The 16204-nt window shown below is 69.8% G+C and carries 18 protein-coding genes; 8 read left to right on the plus strand and 10 right to left on the minus strand.

The annotated features are described in order from the left end of the window. Window positions 1–21 precede the first annotated feature (21 nt). Window positions 22–420, plus strand: coding sequence for a hypothetical protein (locus EXE50_RS12030; protein ID WP_137705189.1), 399 nt, complete (start codon window positions 22–24; stop codon window positions 418–420). 256 nt (window positions 421–676) lie between these two features. Here EXE50_RS12030 and EXE50_RS12035 read toward each other — a convergent pair whose 3' ends face one another. From EXE50_RS12035 to EXE50_RS12045, 3 genes are all read right to left on the minus strand, one after another. Further along, the gene (locus tag EXE50_RS12035) at window positions 677–1120 is read right to left on the minus strand and encodes a hypothetical protein (protein ID WP_053770547.1); all 444 of its coding nucleotides are present in this window, start codon (window positions 1118–1120) and stop codon (window positions 677–679) included. Window positions 1121–1206: 86 nt separating this feature from the next. After that, window positions 1207–2184 carry an aldo/keto reductase gene (locus EXE50_RS12040; RefSeq protein WP_137705190.1) on the minus strand — a complete coding sequence of 326 codons (978 nt, stop codon included), beginning with the start codon at window positions 2182–2184 and terminating at the stop codon, window positions 1207–1209. An 89-nt stretch (window positions 2185–2273) separates the two neighbouring features. Further along, window positions 2274–2468: a hypothetical protein gene (locus tag EXE50_RS12045; protein ID WP_053770545.1), complete on the minus strand. Its 195-nt coding sequence runs from the start codon at window positions 2466–2468 to the stop codon at window positions 2274–2276. Between the two features lie 125 nt (window positions 2469–2593). Here EXE50_RS12045 and EXE50_RS12050 point away from each other — a divergent pair, with 125 nt between their 5' ends. Beyond that, complete coding sequence (locus tag EXE50_RS12050; RefSeq protein WP_137705191.1) at window positions 2594–4270, plus strand: cryptochrome/photolyase family protein; 1677 nt, start codon at window positions 2594–2596, stop codon at window positions 4268–4270. Window positions 4271–4310: 40 nt separating this feature from the next. On the opposite strand, the gene EXE50_RS12055 is transcribed toward EXE50_RS12050, so the two are convergent. Together EXE50_RS12055 and EXE50_RS12060 are read right to left on the minus strand one after the other, a co-directional pair. Further along, on the minus strand, window positions 4311–4556 hold the full coding sequence (locus tag EXE50_RS12055) for a hypothetical protein (RefSeq protein ID WP_053770543.1): 246 nt from the start codon (window positions 4554–4556) through the stop codon (window positions 4311–4313). 75 nt (window positions 4557–4631) lie between these two features. Then, a complete protein-coding gene (locus EXE50_RS12060) occupies window positions 4632–4811 on the minus strand; it encodes a hypothetical protein (RefSeq protein ID WP_053770542.1) in 180 nt (59 codons plus the stop codon). 98 nt (window positions 4812–4909) lie between these two features. Here EXE50_RS12060 and eif1A point away from each other — a divergent pair, with 98 nt between their 5' ends. Together eif1A and EXE50_RS12070 are read left to right on the plus strand one after the other, a co-directional pair. Further along, window positions 4910–5200 carry a translation initiation factor eIF-1A gene (gene eif1A, locus EXE50_RS12065; protein ID WP_004597376.1) on the plus strand — a complete coding sequence of 97 codons (291 nt, stop codon included), beginning with the start codon at window positions 4910–4912 and terminating at the stop codon, window positions 5198–5200. Between the two features lie 383 nt (window positions 5201–5583). Next, window positions 5584–6483 carry a RimK family alpha-L-glutamate ligase gene (locus EXE50_RS12070; RefSeq protein WP_053770541.1) on the plus strand — a complete coding sequence of 300 codons (900 nt, stop codon included), beginning with the start codon at window positions 5584–5586 and terminating at the stop codon, window positions 6481–6483. A gap of 37 nt (window positions 6484–6520) precedes the next feature. Here the strand turns inward: EXE50_RS12070 and EXE50_RS12075 are convergent, their stop codons facing one another. After that, window positions 6521–6901 (minus strand): Hsp20/alpha crystallin family protein, encoded by a 381-nt coding sequence (locus tag EXE50_RS12075; protein WP_053770540.1) that lies wholly within the window; start codon window positions 6899–6901, stop codon window positions 6521–6523. A 217-nt stretch (window positions 6902–7118) separates the two neighbouring features. Here EXE50_RS12075 and gap point away from each other — a divergent pair, with 217 nt between their 5' ends. After that, window positions 7119–8171, plus strand: coding sequence for a type I glyceraldehyde-3-phosphate dehydrogenase (gap, locus tag EXE50_RS12080; RefSeq protein WP_137705192.1), 1053 nt, complete (start codon window positions 7119–7121; stop codon window positions 8169–8171). A 93-nt stretch (window positions 8172–8264) separates the two neighbouring features. After that, window positions 8265–9485: a phosphoglycerate kinase gene (locus EXE50_RS12085; RefSeq protein ID WP_053770538.1), complete on the plus strand. Its 1221-nt coding sequence runs from the start codon at window positions 8265–8267 to the stop codon at window positions 9483–9485. Between the two features lie 28 nt (window positions 9486–9513). Here EXE50_RS12085 and lrp read toward each other — a convergent pair whose 3' ends face one another. Further along, a complete protein-coding gene (gene lrp, locus EXE50_RS12090; protein ID WP_004597351.1) occupies window positions 9514–9972 on the minus strand; it encodes an HTH-type transcriptional regulator Lrp in 459 nt (152 codons plus the stop codon). A gap of 126 nt (window positions 9973–10098) precedes the next feature. Here lrp and glnA point away from each other — a divergent pair, with 126 nt between their 5' ends. Beyond that, complete coding sequence (glnA, locus tag EXE50_RS12095) at window positions 10099–11469, plus strand: type I glutamate--ammonia ligase (protein ID WP_053770537.1); 1371 nt, start codon at window positions 10099–10101, stop codon at window positions 11467–11469. A gap of 138 nt (window positions 11470–11607) precedes the next feature. On the opposite strand, the gene EXE50_RS12100 is transcribed toward glnA, so the two are convergent. From EXE50_RS12100 to EXE50_RS12110, 3 genes are all read right to left on the minus strand, one after another. Further along, window positions 11608–12582 (minus strand): phosphatase PAP2 family protein, encoded by a 975-nt coding sequence (locus EXE50_RS12100; protein WP_053770536.1) that lies wholly within the window; start codon window positions 12580–12582, stop codon window positions 11608–11610. A gap of 45 nt (window positions 12583–12627) precedes the next feature. Further along, complete coding sequence (locus EXE50_RS12105; protein WP_053770535.1) at window positions 12628–13941, minus strand: YihY/virulence factor BrkB family protein; 1314 nt, start codon at window positions 13939–13941, stop codon at window positions 12628–12630. Between the two features lie 78 nt (window positions 13942–14019). Next, complete coding sequence (locus EXE50_RS12110) at window positions 14020–15150, minus strand: tRNA (guanine(26)-N(2))-dimethyltransferase (protein ID WP_137705193.1); 1131 nt, start codon at window positions 15148–15150, stop codon at window positions 14020–14022. Between the two features lie 191 nt (window positions 15151–15341). Here EXE50_RS12110 and EXE50_RS12115 point away from each other — a divergent pair, with 191 nt between their 5' ends. Further along, complete coding sequence (locus EXE50_RS12115; RefSeq protein ID WP_137705194.1) at window positions 15342–16193, plus strand: hypothetical protein; 852 nt, start codon at window positions 15342–15344, stop codon at window positions 16191–16193. Window positions 16194–16204 lie beyond the last annotated feature (11 nt).

Genomic DNA, 16204 nt, shown 5'->3' on the forward strand with positions numbered 1-16204 from the left:
ACACCTCTTCTCTCGTGTTTTATGACGAATAGTTCGACGCCCGAACACCGGCACGCTCATCCAGACGCCGATTACTCGGTTCCGGTAAAGTACGGACGCTCCCGAGTCAACGTGGAGATAGGTATTACTGACGGGAGCGTCGACTGGTTTCTCGTTCAACTGGAAGAGAACATCGGGGAACAGTACGGAGAGCGTGACTGGCGACAGGTCGCTCGGTTCGACCACCACCCTGATTCAGCGTGGGGGCACGACGTCGAGTCGGAACGTCTCCACCTTGACCTATATCGAGGCGGCAAGAAAGTTGACGTTCAGCGCGGGTTCCCGGCAGTAACGGCGGAGAACGCGCCAGCGTACTGTGAGCGATTCCTCACAGAACGTGCTGACGACCTTCTCGAAAGATACGGTCCGCAAAACGGCTAATACCTACCGCTCTTCTTCTGGGACCGATTCCAAGTCGTCGAGTTCTGGAATCGGTTTGTCGTCCGCGGAGAACGTATCCACTGGTTCATCCGTTTTTTCGGATAAAACTGCCTCCGCGGATTTTGTTTCGTGTGTAGGCATGTTTTCGTACGCTGGAATTGTTTCCCTTAGACAAATAGCTTGTTACTGATTTTCGTGGAGCTCGATCTAAACACTGTATCGTACTGAGTGGAATAAAAGAGGCGACGGCTCGCGTTTAGTCGTCTTCGAGCGCCTGCGCGATGCGCTGGAGCTGGCGGGTCGCGTCGCGGACCTCGTCGCGGAGCTGGCGCACCTCGCGGACGAGCTCCTCGTTGCCGCCGTCGTCGCCGCGGGGGCCCTGCTCGCCCTGCGCGCCGGGGCCGCCGCCCATGCCGGGCGGGCCGCCCGCGCCGCCGGGACCGCCGCCGCCCATCATGCCGGACATCATCTGCGCGAAGGGGTTCCCGCCGCCGCCACCGCCCATCCCCGGCGGGCCGCCGCCGCCCATCATCTCCTCGGGGTCGGGGCGGTCGCCCTCCTCCCGCTCCTGCTCGCGTCGCTCGCGGATCTCCTCGACGCGCTCGCGGAAGGACTTCTCCTCGCCGTCGTCGCCGTCGGCGGCGTCGCCCTGTTCGCCGGCCTCGCCGTTCTCGGGGTCGGTGGCGTCGTCGTCTGCCATGCGCCACGGTTCGGCGGCGCCGCCGAAAAGGGTTGCCGTGGCGTCCGCGACGGTGCGTTTATAACCCGGGGCGGCCGGTCGGCCCCTCACTCGTGGCCGGAGACGCGGACCGGCTCGTACGGCGCTTCGAGCCAGTCGAGGTCGGAGTCGGAGAGGTCGACGTCGAGCGCCTCGACCGCGTCTTCGAGGTGTTCGACGCTGGTCGTTCCGACGATGGGCGTGTCGACCCACTCCTTGTGGAACAGCCACGCCAGGGCGATCTGCGCCATCTTCACGCCCTTCTCGGCCGCGAGCTCCTCGACGCGCTCGTTGACCTCGCGGCCGCCGCCCTCGCGGTACGGGTGCGCGTAGAGGTGCTCTTCGGTCTCGCCGCGGAGGGTGGCGTCCACCTCCTCGTGGGGGCGCGCCAGGTAGCCGCGCGCGAGCGGGCTCCACGGCATCACGCCGACGCTCTCCTTCTCGCAGAGCGGGAGCATCTCGCGTTCCTCCTCCCGGTACGCGAGGTTGTAGTGGTTCTGCATCGTGGCGAACCGCTCGTACCCCTCGCGCTCGCTGACGCGGAGCGACTCCGCGAACTGGTGGGCCCACATCGAGGAGGCCCCGACGTACCGCACGTCGCCGCGCCGCACCGCGTCGTCGAGCGCGGCCAGCGTCTCCTCGATCGGGGTGTCGTCGTCCCAGCGATGGATCTGATAGAGGTCGATCGTGTCGGTGTCGAGCCGGTCGAGGGAGTTCGACAGCTCCTGTTCGATCGCCTTCCGCGAGAGCCCGCCCGAGTTCGGGTTCGACTCGTCCATCTGGAAGTACCCCTTCGTCGCCACGACGAACTCGTCGCGGTCGTGGCCGTCGAGCGCCTCGCCGAGGACGCGCTCGCTCGCGCCGTTCGAGTACATGTTGGCGGTGTCGAAGAAGTTCACGCCGAGCTCGATCGCGCGTTCGACCAGCTCTTTCCCGTCTTCCTCGTCGAGGACCCACTCGCGCCAGTCGGGGTCGCCGAAGCTCATACAGCCGAGACAGATCTTCGAGACGGTCGTCCCCGTGTTCCCGAGCGTCGTGTATTCCATGCCTCGATCAGTGCGAGGCGCGGCAAAAAGCTACGCGCGGCGGCGGAGGGGGCCGGGAACCGATCGGATCGCCGGCGGGCGTCGGCGCGTCAGTTACGGAACGACGCGGTGTACACGAGGAACGCGCCGGTGAGGATGACGAAGGCGAGGAACGTCACGAGCGCGAGCACGTTCGCGATCGGCGAGAGGGGGTCGAGGAACGACTGGCCGGTCGAGTCGAGTACCAGGACGGCGAGGAGGGCGGCGATCAGACCGAGCAGCCAGTTCGTGAGGATCTCGTCCATGAACCGCCCGACACGCGGGGGCGACAAAAAGCCGCGGATGCCGCGACGGTGCGGGACGCTCGGCGATCGGGGGAAATCCGCGGCGCCGCCGGAGCTATGTCGGTGGCGCCCGTGGATCGGGTACCGTGAGCGACCGGACGACCTGCTGGCTGCTCGGCGACCAGCTCAACCCCGACCTCGACGTCCTCGACGCCGCCGACGACGTGCTGCTGATCGAGGCACACGGCTTCGCCGACCGGAAGCCGTACCACGCCCACAAGCTGACGCTCGTGTTCTCGGCGATGCGGCACTTCCGCGACGAGCTCCGCGAGCGCGGCCACGACGTGACCTACGTGCGGGCCGAGTCGTTCGGCGAGGGGCTCGACGAGTTCTTCGCGGAGCGGGACGCGAACGGAGGAGACGGCCCGCGCCTGCGGCTCATGCGCCCCGCGAGCCACGACGCCGGCGAGCGGCTCCGCGGGCTGGTCGCCGAGCGCGGCGGGACCCTCGACCTCGTCGACAACGAGCTGTTCTGGACGACGCCGGCCGACTGGCGCGAGTGGGCGGGCGACGGCGACGGACCGCTCGTCGGCGACGACGGCGCCGCCGAGCGCACCTTCCGGCAGGAGAACTGGTACCGGCACGTCCGCCGCGAGACGGGGGTGTTGATGGACGACGGCGACCCGGTCGGCGGGGAGTGGAACTACGACGACCTGAACCAGGAGACGCCGCCCGACGGCTGGGAGCCGCCGGCGCGACCGGCGTTCGAGCCGGACGGGCTGACCCGCGAGACCCACGCGTGGGTGTGCGAGCGGTTCGACACGTGGGGGAACGACTCGCTCGACGAGTTCGCGTGGCCGGTGACGCGCGACGGGGCGCGCGAGGCGCTCGACCGCTTCGTCAGCGACGGGCTCCCCGCGTTCGGTCGGTATCAGGACGCGATGGTCGGCGGCGAGCCGTTCTGCTCGCACTCGCTGCTCTCGCCGGCGATCAACCTCGGCCTGCTCGACCCGCGCGAGCCGGTCCGGGCGGTCGAGCGCGCCTACGCGGAGCGCGGCGTCGACCCGGGCGGGTACGACCCGGCGGAGCACGGCGCGTCGGGCGGGGCGACGGCGTCGCTCGACGACTTCGGCGACGGCGCGGAGTCGGCGGAGTCAACGGAGCCGGCGCCCGTCCCGCTCAACGCCGCGGAGGGGTTCGTCAGGCAGGTGATCGGCTGGCGAGAGTTCGTGCGTCACGTCTACCGCGAGGCGATGCCGGAACTGGCCGACGCGAATCAGTTGGGACAGGACCGGGACCTCCCGCCCGCCTACTGGGACGGCGACACCGACATGCGGTGTCTCTCCGAGGCGGTCGACCACGTCCGCGAGTACGGCTACGCCCACCACATCGAGCGCCTGATGGTGCTGTCGAACTTCGCGCTGGTGTACGGCGCCGACCCGGCCGAACTGAACGAGTGGTTCCACCTCGGGTTCGTCGACGCGTACCACTGGGTGACGACGCCGAACGTCGTCGCGATGGGGTCGTTCGGCACGGACGTGCTCTCCTCGAAGCCGTACGCCTCCTCCGGGAGCTACGTCAACCGCATGAGCGACCACTGCGCGGACTGCCCGTACGCCGTCTCGCGGACCACCGGCGAGGGCGCCTGCCCGTTCAACGCGCTCTACTGGGACTTCCTGAAGGAGAACGAGGATGCGCTGCGCGGCACCGGGCGGATGGGGCTGATGTACTCGCACGTCGACGGCAAGGACGACGCCGAGTGGGAGTCGATCCGCGAGCGCGCGGCCCGGGTGCGCGAGCTGGCGGCCGACGGAGAGCTGTGAGCGTTCGGGGAGCGTGCGGGACCGAGGGGAGAAGTAGGTCCTACTCGCCGCTCGCGAGCCGGCGCAGCCGCGGGAGCGCCTGCTCGTAGCCGAGGCCGACGAGTCCGACGTACAGCGCGATCAGTCCCATGCCGACGGCCCACGCGCCGAGCACGAGGTCGCCGCCCGAGACCGCGGAGAGCCCGAACCGTTCGAGCACGACGCCGACCGCGGCGGCCGCGCCGGCGCCGACGGTGACGGCGAGGAGTTCGACGAGTTCGACCGCGACGGCGGGTACTTCGACCATACCGGAGGGGAACGGTCGGTGATTATGACTCTTTCGAGACGCCGGGATTCCGCGCTCGGGGCGACCGCGGCGGCGTCACTTCAGTCCGAACGACCGCATGGCGGTGTCGACGAGCCCCTTCGCGATCAGCGCGAGGCCGGCGAGCAGCACCATCACGGCGCCGGCGATGACCGGGTCGCGGACGGCGATGATCCCGACGGCGGCGACGACGACGACGAGGCCGGCGATGCCTTCGAGTCCGAGCGTGTCACGCATATCGTCGGGTGGTCGTCGGTCGTGCTTAAAAGGGGCGGATGCGCGCTCCGGCGGAGAGCGGCCCTTTTATTTCGACGAGCGCGTATCACCGCGTACGCATGAGCAACGGAGACGGCGGCGGTCGGAACGACCTCCGGATGCCCGACGACGACGAGGTGTTCGCGGAGGTCGTCGAGATGCTCGGCGCGAACCGGGTCAAGGTGCGCTGCGCGGACGGGAAACAGCGAACCGCCCGCATCCCCGGTCGCATGCAGAAGCGCGTGTGGATCCGCGAAGACGACATCGTCCTCGTCGAGCCGTGGGACTGGCAGGACGAGAAGGCCGACATCTCGTGGCGCTACGAGAAGAGCGAGGCGGAACAGCTCCGCGAGGAAGGCCACTTACAGTGAGTCGTCGAGGGTGAGTTGGCGATTGAATCCTTCGGGTGTCGGACCATTTATAAATAAATAACTGGCCGCGGATCGGCGGCGAACAACGCCGAAGCCCCAGCCGGGAGGCGGCCGTACGCTCGCTGCGCTCCTCGGTCGCTCACTTCGTTCGCTCCCTGTGGTGCTTACGTCGCCTACGGCCGCCTCCCGGCTGCCCCTTCGAGTCCCGCCCCGCACAGCACCGCACCTCACGCCTCCCCAGCCTCGTCGCTCCCTCCGGTCGCGACTCCCTCGCGCGTGCTCCTCGCGCCCGAGGGGCGCTCGGAGGCACGCGCCACCGCGAAATGTTGTCGCCGTCGTCGCGCTCGCACCGCGCTTAAGTCCGAACGGACCCCAGCGAGCGTATGCTCAGGCTCGCGATGACCACCGACGCGGAGACGTTCGAGCGCGTGCGCGGGCCGCTCGCGGACCGCGGCATCGACGTGGGCCACGTTCAGGCGAAAGAGCGGACGCTGCGGGTCTCGGAGGGCGAGGCCGGCGAGGGAGTCCCGGCCGACCCCGACGAGTTCGAGGGGTTCGACGTGGGACTCGTCTACCCCACCCGCCTGATGGAGGGCGCGGTCGTCGACGAGCGCCTCGGCGTCCCGTGGGTGAACGGCCGGGACGCGGTGGTGACCTCGCGGAACAAGGCGGGCGTGCTGGCCGCGCTGTCGGCCGCGGGGCTGCCCACGCCGAAGACGACGCTCGTGTCGAACCCCGTCGACGAGTCGGCCGTCGTCGACGCCGCCGCGGAGTTCTCCTATCCCGTCGTCGTGAAGCCGAACTCCGCGACCCGGGGCGTCGGCGTCGCGACCGCGACCGACCTCGACTCCCTGCTCGGCGTCGTCGACTACCTGAACCTGATCCACGACTATCGCGCCACCGGCGACAAGTCGTTCCTGATCCAAGAGTACCTCCCCGACGCGCGCGACTACCGCGCGATGGTCGTCGACGGCGCGTACGCCGGGGCGGTCGAGCGCGTCCTCGACGACGACGCGCTCGCGGCCGGCCGGTGGAAGCACAACGTTCACCGCGGCGCGACCGCCCGCGGCGTCGACCTCGACCCCGAGGCGCGCGACCTCGCCGAGCGCGCGGCCGCGGCGCTCGGGATCGACTACCTCGGCGTCGACCTGCTCGCGACGGGCGACCGGCTCGTGGTCAACGAGACGAACGCGCGGCCGACCGTCGACGCCGCGACGAAGTACGAGGACGGCTTCTACGACCGGTTCGCGGCGCTGATCCGACGGACCGCCGATGACGGGTGAAGAGCGGGGGCGCCGGGCGATCGGGGGCCCGACCGACTCAGGCCAGGTCGATCGACGCGCTGTCGTCGTCGCGGTCGAACGAGACCTCGAGGACGCCGTTGTTGAACGTCGCGTCCGCGGAGTGCTCGTCGACGGGGGCGGGGAGCTCGACCGTCTCGTCGTACTCGCGCCGGTCGGAGACCGCGGAGATGGTGAGCGCCTCGCCGTCGCAGCGCAGCGAGAGGTCGTCCTTCGAGACGGCTGGGAGGTCGGCGACGAGACGCACCGACTCCTCGGTGGTGTACGCGTCGACGTGGGTGTCGGAGCCGAACCCGGCGTCGTCGGCCGACGGAGCGTCCGCGTTGGCCATCTCGTTCATCATCCGCTCGATCTCCTCGAAGAAGTCTCCGAACGGATCGTCGCGGTCGTCTCTGTCCATACCTTCCGTGAAGTCGGTGACCCCGATAAGCCTTCTGTCGGTCGCCGTATCGGCCCCTATCCGCCTCGCGCCGGGGGTCGACGGCCGACGTCGGGCGACGGCGCTCGGTCGACCGCGCCGGCGATAGGCGATACCGGGCGTAACAAATTCTAACGATTATGACGGTCTCGGCGCGACTGGGCCGGATTTAAGTAGTTGCGTCTCGGCTTTTTCGAACATGAGTAAATCGTATCTGTCTGCCGGTGACGACGTGAGCGACGACGAGGTCGTGCGGGTGGGGCTCAACGGCTTCGGTCGCATCGGGCGCAACGTGTTCCGCGCGGTGGTGGAACACCCGCGGATCGAGCTCGTCGGGATCAACGACGTGATGGACTTCGACGACATGGGGTACCTCGCGAAGTACGACACCGTCATGGGCCGGCTCGACGGCGTCGAGCGCGACGGCGACGAGCTGACCGTCGGCGGCACGTCGGTCCCGCTGTTCAACGTCCAGGACCCCGCGGACCTCCCCTGGGACGAGCTCGACGTCGATGTCGCCTTAGAGTGTACGGGGGTCTTCCGTACCCGCGACGACGCGAGCGCGCACCTCGACGGCGGCGCGGACACCGTGATCATCTCGGCGCCCCCGAAGGGCGAGAAGCCGGTCAAACAGCTCGTCTACGGCGTCAACCACGACGAGTACGACGGCGACGACGTGATCTCGAACGCCTCCTGTACCACGAACTCCATCACGCCGGTCGCGAAGGTGCTCGACGCGGAGTTCGGCATCGACGCCGGCACCCTCACCACCGTCCACGCCTACACCGGCTCCCAGAGCCTCATCGACGGCCCGATGAGCAAGCGGCGCCGCGGGCGCGCCGCCGCGGAGAACATCGTCCCAACGTCGACGGGCGCCGCGGGCGCCGCCCAGAAGGTCCTCCCGCAGTTGGAGGGGAAGATCGACGGGATGGCGATGCGCGTCCCGGTCCCGACCGGCTCGATCACCGAGTTCGTCGTCAGCCTCGACGAGACGGTCACCGAGGAGGAGGTCAACGCCGCCTTCCGCGACGCCGCGGACTCCGGCCCGCTCGCGGGCGTCCTCGGCTACACCGACGAGGAGGTCGTCTCCTCCGACATCGTCGGCCTCCCCTTCTCCAGCTACGTCGACCTCCAGTCGACGAACGTCGTCGCCGGCGGGAAGCTGCTGAAGATCCTCACCTGGTACGACAACGAGTACGGCTTCTCGAACCGGATGCTCGACATGGCCGCGTACGTGCGCGACGAGGCGTAAGCGCGGCCTCCCGTCCGACCCCGAACCGCTTCCCGACGGCACCGCAGCCCAGGAGCGCCACCGCTTAAGTGACTCATCGACGACCGTTCACCCATGCCAGCCTTCGACACCATCGACGACCTCCCGGCAGACAGTCGCGTCCTCGTCCGACTGGACCTCAACTCCCCCATCGAGGACGGCGACCCGCAGGACAACCGCCGGTTCGAGCGCCACGCCGAGACCGTCCGCGAGCTGGCCGACGCCGGCCACCGCGTCGTCCTCATGGCCCACCAGGGGCGGCCCGGCCGCGACGACTTCACGTCGCTCGCCGGTCACGCCGACATCCTCGCCGACCACGTCGGCCGCGACGTGGCGTTCGTGGCCGACACGTACGGCGAGGCGGCGCTGGACGCCATCGACGCGCTCGGCCCGGGCGAGGTCCTCTTACTGGAGAACACCCGGATGTGCGACGACGAGCTCCCGGAGGCGTCGCCCGAGGAGAAGGCCGAGACGGAGTTCGTTGAGACCCTTGCTCCGCGCTTCGACGCGTACGTCAACGACGCCTACTCGGCGGCGCATCGGAAACACGCCTCGCTGGTCGGCTTCCCGCTCGCCCTCCCCGCGTACGCGGGCCGCGTGATGGAGACCGAGTACGAGGCTAACACCGCCATCGCGACCCGTGAGTTCGACGGCCCGGTCACGATGGTCGTCGGGGGGACGAAGGCGACGGACGTGATCGGCGTGATGGACGCCTTGGACGACCGCGTCGACCGCTTCCTCCTCGGCGGCGTCGCCGGCGAGCTCTTCTTACGCGCCGCGGGGCACCCCGTCGGGCGCGACGTGGGAGAGATGGACCTGTTCGACGAGCAGTGGGAGGGGAACCGCGAGCTGATCGAGTCGGTCCTCGACGAGCGCGGCGACGCGGTTCGGCTGGCGAGCGACCTCGCGTACGAGGGGGCCGACGGCGACCGCGCCGAGGTCGCCGTCGACGACATCGAGGAGAAGCGGGAGGCGTTCCTCGACGTGGGCGCCGCGACGGTCGCCGACTACGAGCCGGCGATCCGCGAGTCCGACGCCGTCTTCGTGAAGGGCGCGCTCGGCGTCTTCGAGGACGAGCGGTTCGCCGACGGCACCGTCGGCGTCCTCGAGGCCATCGCCGAGACTGACTGCTTCTCGGTCGTCGGCGGCGGCGACACCTCGCGGGCCATCGAGATGTACGGCCTGAGCGAGGACGACTTCTCGCACGTCTCCATCGCGGGCGGCGCGTACATCCGCGCGCTGACGGGCGAGCCGCTCCCGGCGGTGGAGGTCCTGGAGGCGGCGGCGGACCGGTAGGCGGGAATCGGTCCGGAGACGGGGCGAATTACTCCTCGACGTCCAGGTCGAACTGCTCGTTTTCCGTGACCGCGTTGAGGACGACGCTCGTGTTCGACTCGCGGATGTCCGCGTCCGTGAGGATCGACTTGATCTGGTCGTTCATGCCGTCCGTGTCGGTGAACTTCCCGATGGCGATCACGTCGTAGTCGCCGGTGACCTCGTAGACGCTCACCATCTGCTTCTCCTGGCGCAGCTTCTCGGTGACGTCCGGCAGCGCGCTCCCCTCGACTTTGAGCTGGAGCACCGCGGTCACGTCGTAGCCGAGCTTGTCGTAGTCGACGACGGGCGTGTACCCGCGGATCACGCCTTCCTCTTCGAGGTCGCGGAGGTGGTTCGAGACGGTCGTCACGGACACGTCGAGCTCGTCGCCCAGGCTCCGGAGGCTCGCGCGGCCGTTGCTGAGCAGCGAGTTGATGAGCTTCGCGTCGAGGTTTTCGTACGTCATCACACCCAACCACGCTTTCGGGGGTTTAGAATTTTACGAACGTCCAGCAGTTTTGCCTGTCCGGCGGTTCATGCGCCAAGCGATAAGGCCTTTATACTGGCAGATAACGAATCAAACGTCCAGAACATGACGGACGAACAAGCGAAACCGGACGGCGGCCTCACGGCCGAGGAACAGGCTGTACTCGACGAGATCGAAGAGAAGAACGTCGACTTTCTGCGGCTACAGTTCACCGACATCCTCGGCGTCGTGAAGAACGTCTCCGTGCCCGCCCACCAGGCGGAGAAGGCGTTCACCGAAGGCATCTACTTCGACGGCTCCTCCATCGAGGGGTTCGTGCGTATCCAGGAGTCGGACATGCGGCTCGTCCCCGACCCCGACACGTTCGCGGTGCTCCCGTGGCGCAGCGACGGCGACGGCGACAGCGGCGCCGCGCGGCTCATCTGTGACATCGTCGACACCGACGGGGAGCCGTTCGCCGGCGGTCCGCGGCAGGTGCTGAAAAGCGTCCTCGCCGAGGCCGAGGAGATGGGCTACTCCGTCTCGATCGGTCCGGAGCCGGAGTTCTTCCTGTTCGAGAAGGACGAGGACGGCAACGCGACCACGATCCCGCACGACAACGGCGGTTACTTCGACCTCGCCCCGAAGGACCTCGCGTCCGACGTGCGCAAGGAGATCATCTTCACGCTAGAGGAGATGGGCTTCGAGATCGAGGCCTCGCACCACGAGGTCGCCGAGGGCCAACACGAGATCAACTTCAAGTACGACGACGCGCTCTCGACCGCGGACAACATCGCGACGTTCCGCGCCGTCGTCCGCGCCGTCGCCGAGCAGCACGACCTCCACGCGACGTTCATGCCCAAGCCCATCGCCGACATCAACGGCTCGGGCATGCACAGCCACATCTCGCTGTTCGACGAGGACGGCAACGCGTTCGCCGACGACGACGACGAGTTCAACCTGAGCGAGACCGCGTACCAGTTCATGGGCGGCATCCTGAACCACGCGCCCGCGTTCACGGCCGTGACGAACCCGACCGTGAACTCCTACAAGCGGCTGGTGCCCGGCTACGAGGCGCCGATCTACGTCGCCTGGTCCGACACGAACCGCTCGGCGCTCGTCCGCGTCCCCGACGCCGCGGGCGTCTCCGCGCGCTTCGAGGTCCGCAGCCCCGACCCGTCCTGTAACCCCTACCTCGGGATGGCGTCGCTCATCGCCGCCGGCCTCGACGGGATCAAGACCGGCGCCGACCCCGGCGACCCGGTCCGCGAGGACATCTACGAGTTCGACGACGAGAAGCGCCAGGAGTACGGCATCGAGACGCTGCCGCCGAACCTCGGCGCCGCCGTCGAGGAGTTAGAGGCCGACGAGGTGCTCCAGGAGGCGCTCGGGCCCCACACCTCCGAGAAGTTCGCCGAGGCGAAGTCCCAGGAGTTCAGCGAGTACCTCACACAGGTGTCGCAGTGGGAGGAGGACCGCTACCTGGAGACCTTCTGAGGCGACGGCGCGGCCGCTCGGCGCACGGCACTCGTTCGACTCGCCCTCGATTTTTTGCGGTTCACCGCCACGCTCCCCGACAGGTCTCTGTACGTCCGGTCGGGCCGTCGGGACGCGTGAGAGAACGTTCGCGACCGCTCAGGCCGTCCGCCCCGCGTATCGGGGCAGCGCCGGTAGCGCGACGACGGCGACCACGGCGGCGGTGGTCGCGACCAGCGTCACGGGGAGGGTCCCCGCGAGCGCGTCGGCGCCGACCCAGAGCCCGCCCGTGACCGCCAGCGCCGGGACCGCGACCCGGACCGGGACCGCGGGCTCGTCGCCCTCGACGAGCCGCCAGCCGACCGCGCCGCCGGCGCCGGTGGCGATCCCGACCCCCGCCTCGACGACCTTGCCGGTGTACCCGCCGGCGACGGCGACGGCCAGCGCGCCGGCCGAGACGACCGCCGCGAGGAGGAACGCCGGCGCGGGGTTCAGGTCGGCGGTGGGGCCGGCGGCCGTCTCCGCGCTCGCCGAGCGGCGGACCCGCGGGTCGCCGGCCAGCCACAGCGCGACGGCGACCGTCCCCGCGCCGACGGCGAGCCCGGCGAGCACGTCGACGAGGAAGTGTACCTCGATGACCACCCGCGAGGCCGCGACGGCGACCGCGACCGCCCCGGCGGCGAAGTAGCGGGCGCGGTCCGTCCAGAGCCGGTCGTACAGCAGCGCCAACGCGAGGTACGCGGCCGCGCCGCCGGTGGCGTGGCCGCTCGGGAATCCGAACCCGTCGGAGAGCACCTGCGCCTCGTACCACCCGGTCAGCAGCGCGGGGAGCCACGTCGGCACGTCGGCGGGCGGCATCGCGCCGGGCGGCCGGGGGACCGCGAACCACGCCTTGCCGAGCGCCGTCGCGGCGTACGCGCAGGTGACGGCCGCGATGGCGGTCGCGCCGGCGCGGCGCGGCGACCCCGCGACCCCCTCGCTCGCGAACCAGTAGCCGACCGCGAGCAGCGCGAAGAGGAACCACGGGTCCGCCAGGTGGGTGACGGCCGCGAAGAGGACGACGACGAACTCGGGGAGGGCGTCGACGACCGCGATCTCGCCGAGCCCGCGGTCGGGGGCGACGATCCCCGTCACGGGTCGGTCACTCCGGGAGGCGTCGACGGCGCGGCGGTCGCCGCGTCAGTCATCCCCGCGGCGGCGGGCGTAGTCGAGCGCCTTGCCGGGCGTCTCGATCAGGTTGAGGCCGATGCCGACGACGACGAATATCGTGTACAGCCCGAGCGTCGACAGCCCGAGGACGACGATGGCGCCGACCGCGTAGATCCCCTGTAGCGATGTCAGCGCCGCGAGCGTCAGCACCGTCCCGTACAGCAGCACGAGGTACGGTCCCCAACCGCGGGCGTGACCGCGCCGCATCCGCGAGCGGACGTACCGCTTCAGCTCCGACTCGACCTCCGGTTTGTCGACCGTGCGGCGTTCCACGTCGTCCTCGAACTCGTCGAGCTGCGACCGCAGCTCGCGGACCTCCGCTTCGAGGGCGGCGACGTCCGGCGCGCCGCGCGGCCGTTCGCCGTCGTCCCCGTCGGGGTCCGACTCGCCGTTCATACCCGTGGGTCGGTCGCGGTCCTGTTGTAACTGCCGGTCCGCGGCGTCGTTCGGGAGGCCGGCGGGCCCGACCTCGCGCTCGTACGGGCGGCCGTCGCCGGCGCCCCCCCGCTCGGCGAGCACGACGTTGACCACGCCGCCGAGGACGACGACGACCGCCGCGAGGTACAGCCAGGTGACGAGGAGGAGGATCCCGCCGATGACGCCGTACGCCTGATACTGCGCGGCGCCCGCGGCGTACACCTGGAACCCGGCCTGAAGCAGCGTCCAGCCGACGGCCGCGAACGCCGCGCCCGGCAGCGCCTCGCGGACGCCGACCGCCGGCTGCGGGAGGAGGTAGTACATCGGGAGGAACACGACCGCGAGGAGGACGGGCAACGCGAGGACGCTCGCGACCTCAACCAGCGGGAGCGCGTCAGCGGCCGCGACGAACGCGCCGACGGCGACCATCGCGCCGAGGCCGAGGCCGACGCCGACGACGACCGAGGCGGCGTCGGCGACCTGCTTGAGGAACCCGGGCGTCTGGTCGCCGCCGTACAGCGAGACGAACGCCGTGTCGAGCCCGCGGAACACCTTCAGCGTCGACCAGAGCAGCACGCCGACGCCGAGCAGGCTCGCGCCGGTCCGGCCGCCGGCCGAGGAGACCGCGAGGACGACCGCCTCCTCCCCGGCCGGCGTGAGGAAGTCACCGGTCGCCGCGACCAGCTGCGCGGCGATGGTCTCGCCGAAGACCGCGGTGGCGACGACGACGAGCAGCAGGAGCGCGGGGACGAGCGAGACGAACGCGTAGTAGGCGATGGCCGCGGCGAGGAACGTCACCTGGCGGTCGACCGCGAGGTCGGCGACGCGCCGGACCGTGCCGAACGCGCTGCGCGAGTGTCGGGACACGCCCGGCAGTTCGACCGAGGGCGACAAAAACCAGCGGGTGCCGGCCGCGCGACGGGGTCCCCGCCGAGGCCGGCGTCGTCAGTCCGCGTCCTCGCCGAGGACCGCCTCGCGCATCTCGGGGATCGAGGCCGTGCTCTTGACCGCCGTGCCGCGGTAGTGCGCGCGGCTCGCCTCGTGGCCGGCCCCGCGCAGGCGCTCGACGAACTCGTCCATCCCGATGGCGGGCTCGCCCCACTGCTTGTACAGCCGGTGCTGGTCGTAGTGCGTGGGGGTGTCGAGCTCGCGCGCGACGGTGCCCAGGAGCTTACGCGCGCGTTTCGCCTCGCCCATGTCGTCGGTCACCTCGCGGCGGACGGCGCGCGCGAAGTCGGGGTCGGCGACCGGCCCGAGCCAGATGGGGCCGGCCGTGAGGACGCGGTCGCCCCCGCACTCCGGACAGGCGTCGACCGGGTCGGCGACGTGCCCCGGCGTCGCCGCGCGCCAGAGGCAGTCCTCGCAGTGGTCGACGTACCCGACGCCATCGAGGCAGTCGTCCGCCGCGCGGGCGCCCGACTCCAGTTCGAGGTAGGTCCGCGCGTAGTGGCGGGAGACGTGCGAGAGGACCGGCGTCGCCGCCTTGTCGTAGCGCGCGGCGGTCCGGACGAGCGCCGAGATCAGCGTCCGGAGTCCCATCTCCGGGTGGTAGTCGGTGTTCCGCGGGACCGCGCCGTACTTGCGGATCCCGCTCTGGAGGTGGGCCCCGCACAGCGGCGCGGTGTCGGTGGCGGTGACGCAGACCAGGTTGCGACCGTTCGCGAACGCCGCGTCCGCGAAGGGGATCGGCGTGCCGTACGGGTCGAGGTCGACGACGTCGAACGGGCCCTCGTCGTACAGCAGGGCGTTGACGTCGCGGTGGACCGCCTCGCCGTCGAGGTCGTTGACGTCGAGGTTCGCGGCGGCGAGTTCGACCGCCTCCTCGTCGACGTCGGCGCAGGTGACCCGGTACCCCTCGGCGGCCGCGCGGACGCCTCGGATCCCCGAGGCGGCCATCGCGTCGAGGTACGAGGCCGCGCGCGGCTCGCGGTCGCGGTAGGCGCGCAGCGTCGCGACCGTCACGTCGCGGTTCAGTTCCTGGGTCGGGTTGAAGAAGACGCCGCCGCCGGTGCCCTCGCTGGCGCCGTCGCGCGCCTCCGGGACGGAGACGGTGAGTCCGCCCTCTTCGATGTCCATACCGTCGATTCGGCCAGCCCGGGCTAAAAGGACCCCGCTCCGGGACCGGCGGGCCGCCGAAGCGCCGAACGGCGCCCGGGGACGGAGACAATGAGTGGCTTTTACGCCGTCGGCGCGGAAGGTAAACGTATGAACGGAGACGCCGCACGGGGACGGCCCGCCGCAGTCGACGACGGAACGGAGGGGCGAGGATGGTAAGTCCGGCGCGAGTGGACGCGATAACCGACATCGCGTACGGCGCCCTGATCGTCTTGTCGATCGTGTTGATCGCGACGACGCAGATGAACAACGTCGCGATCGCGTTCGGGATCGGGGTGTTCGCCTCCTACGTGATCCACGTGGTCTGGAAGATGGCGCGGTTCGACCCGGACTGGATGACCCGCGAGGTGGCGGACCAAGTCGGCAAGAAGGTCGAGGAGAGCGTCGGCGAGACCGTCGACAAGGAGGTCGAGAAGACCGTCGGTGAGACCGTCGAGAAGACCGTCGGCGAAACGGTCAACAAGGAGGTCGAGAAGACCGTCGGCGAAACGGTGAGCAAGGAAGTCGAGAAGACCGTCGAGGAGACCGTCGGCGAGAAGGTCGAGGAGACGGTGAGCAAGGAGGTCGAGAAGAGCGTCGGGGAAACCGTCGAGAAGACCGTCGGCGAGACCTTCAACAAGGAGGTCAGCGAGGTCGCCGACGACGTGAGCGACACCGTCAGCGAGGAGGTCACGGGCAAAGTCGAGGAGACCGTCGGCGAGACGGTTGAGAAGACCGTCGAGGAGAAGGTCGGCGAGGCCGTCGAGGAGAAAGTCGGCGAGACCGTCGAGGAGAAAGTCGGCGAGACCGTCGAGGAGAAAGTCGGCGAGACCGTCGAGGAGAAAGTCGGCGAGACGGTGGAGAAGACCGTCGAGGAAACGGTCGGCGAAAAGGTCGAAGAGACGGTGGAGGAGACCGTCGAGGAAACGGTCGAAGAGACGGTGGAGGAGACCGTCGAGAAGACCGTCGGCGAAACGGTCGAAGAGAACGACGACGAGGAATCCGAGCGGCGCGGCGAGTCGTAGCTCTTCTCGGG

It is taken from the genome of Halorubrum sp. ARQ200 (assembly GCF_005435115.1).
Lineage (GTDB): Archaea > Halobacteriota > Halobacteria > Halobacteriales > Haloferacaceae > Halorubrum > Halorubrum tropicale.

Bases quoted from the DNA above. Each gene is read 5' to 3' on its own strand.
- glnA (WP_053770537.1), top strand. From the start codon at position 10,099: ATGACGGACGAACAAGCGAAACCGGACGGCGGCCTCACGGCCGAGGAA.
- EXE50_RS12035 (WP_053770547.1), bottom strand. From the start codon at position 1,120: ATGGCAGACGACGACGCCACCGACCCCGAGAACGGCGAGGCCGGCGAA.
- EXE50_RS12115 (WP_137705194.1), top strand. From the start codon at position 15,342: ATGGTAAGTCCGGCGCGAGTGGACGCGATAACCGACATCGCGTACGGC.
- EXE50_RS12045 (WP_053770545.1), bottom strand. From the start codon at position 2,468: ATGGACGAGATCCTCACGAACTGGCTGCTCGGTCTGATCGCCGCCCTC.
- lrp (WP_004597351.1), bottom strand. From the start codon at position 9,972: ATGACGTACGAAAACCTCGACGCGAAGCTCATCAACTCGCTGCTCAGC.
- EXE50_RS12060 (WP_053770542.1), bottom strand. From the start codon at position 4,811: ATGCGTGACACGCTCGGACTCGAAGGCATCGCCGGCCTCGTCGTCGTC.
- EXE50_RS12070 (WP_053770541.1), top strand. From the start codon at position 5,584: ATGCTCAGGCTCGCGATGACCACCGACGCGGAGACGTTCGAGCGCGTG.
- EXE50_RS12075 (WP_053770540.1), bottom strand. From the start codon at position 6,901: ATGGACAGAGACGACCGCGACGATCCGTTCGGAGACTTCTTCGAGGAG.
- EXE50_RS12055 (WP_053770543.1), bottom strand. From the start codon at position 4,556: ATGGTCGAAGTACCCGCCGTCGCGGTCGAACTCGTCGAACTCCTCGCC.
- gap (WP_137705192.1), top strand. From the start codon at position 7,119: ATGAGTAAATCGTATCTGTCTGCCGGTGACGACGTGAGCGACGACGAG.
- EXE50_RS12085 (WP_053770538.1), top strand. From the start codon at position 8,265: ATGCCAGCCTTCGACACCATCGACGACCTCCCGGCAGACAGTCGCGTC.
- EXE50_RS12030 (WP_137705189.1), top strand. From the start codon at position 22: ATGACGAATAGTTCGACGCCCGAACACCGGCACGCTCATCCAGACGCC.
- EXE50_RS12040 (WP_137705190.1), bottom strand. From the start codon at position 2,184: ATGGAATACACGACGCTCGGGAACACGGGGACGACCGTCTCGAAGATC.
- EXE50_RS12110 (WP_137705193.1), bottom strand. From the start codon at position 15,150: ATGGACATCGAAGAGGGCGGACTCACCGTCTCCGTCCCGGAGGCGCGC.
- eif1A (WP_004597376.1), top strand. From the start codon at position 4,910: ATGAGCAACGGAGACGGCGGCGGTCGGAACGACCTCCGGATGCCCGAC.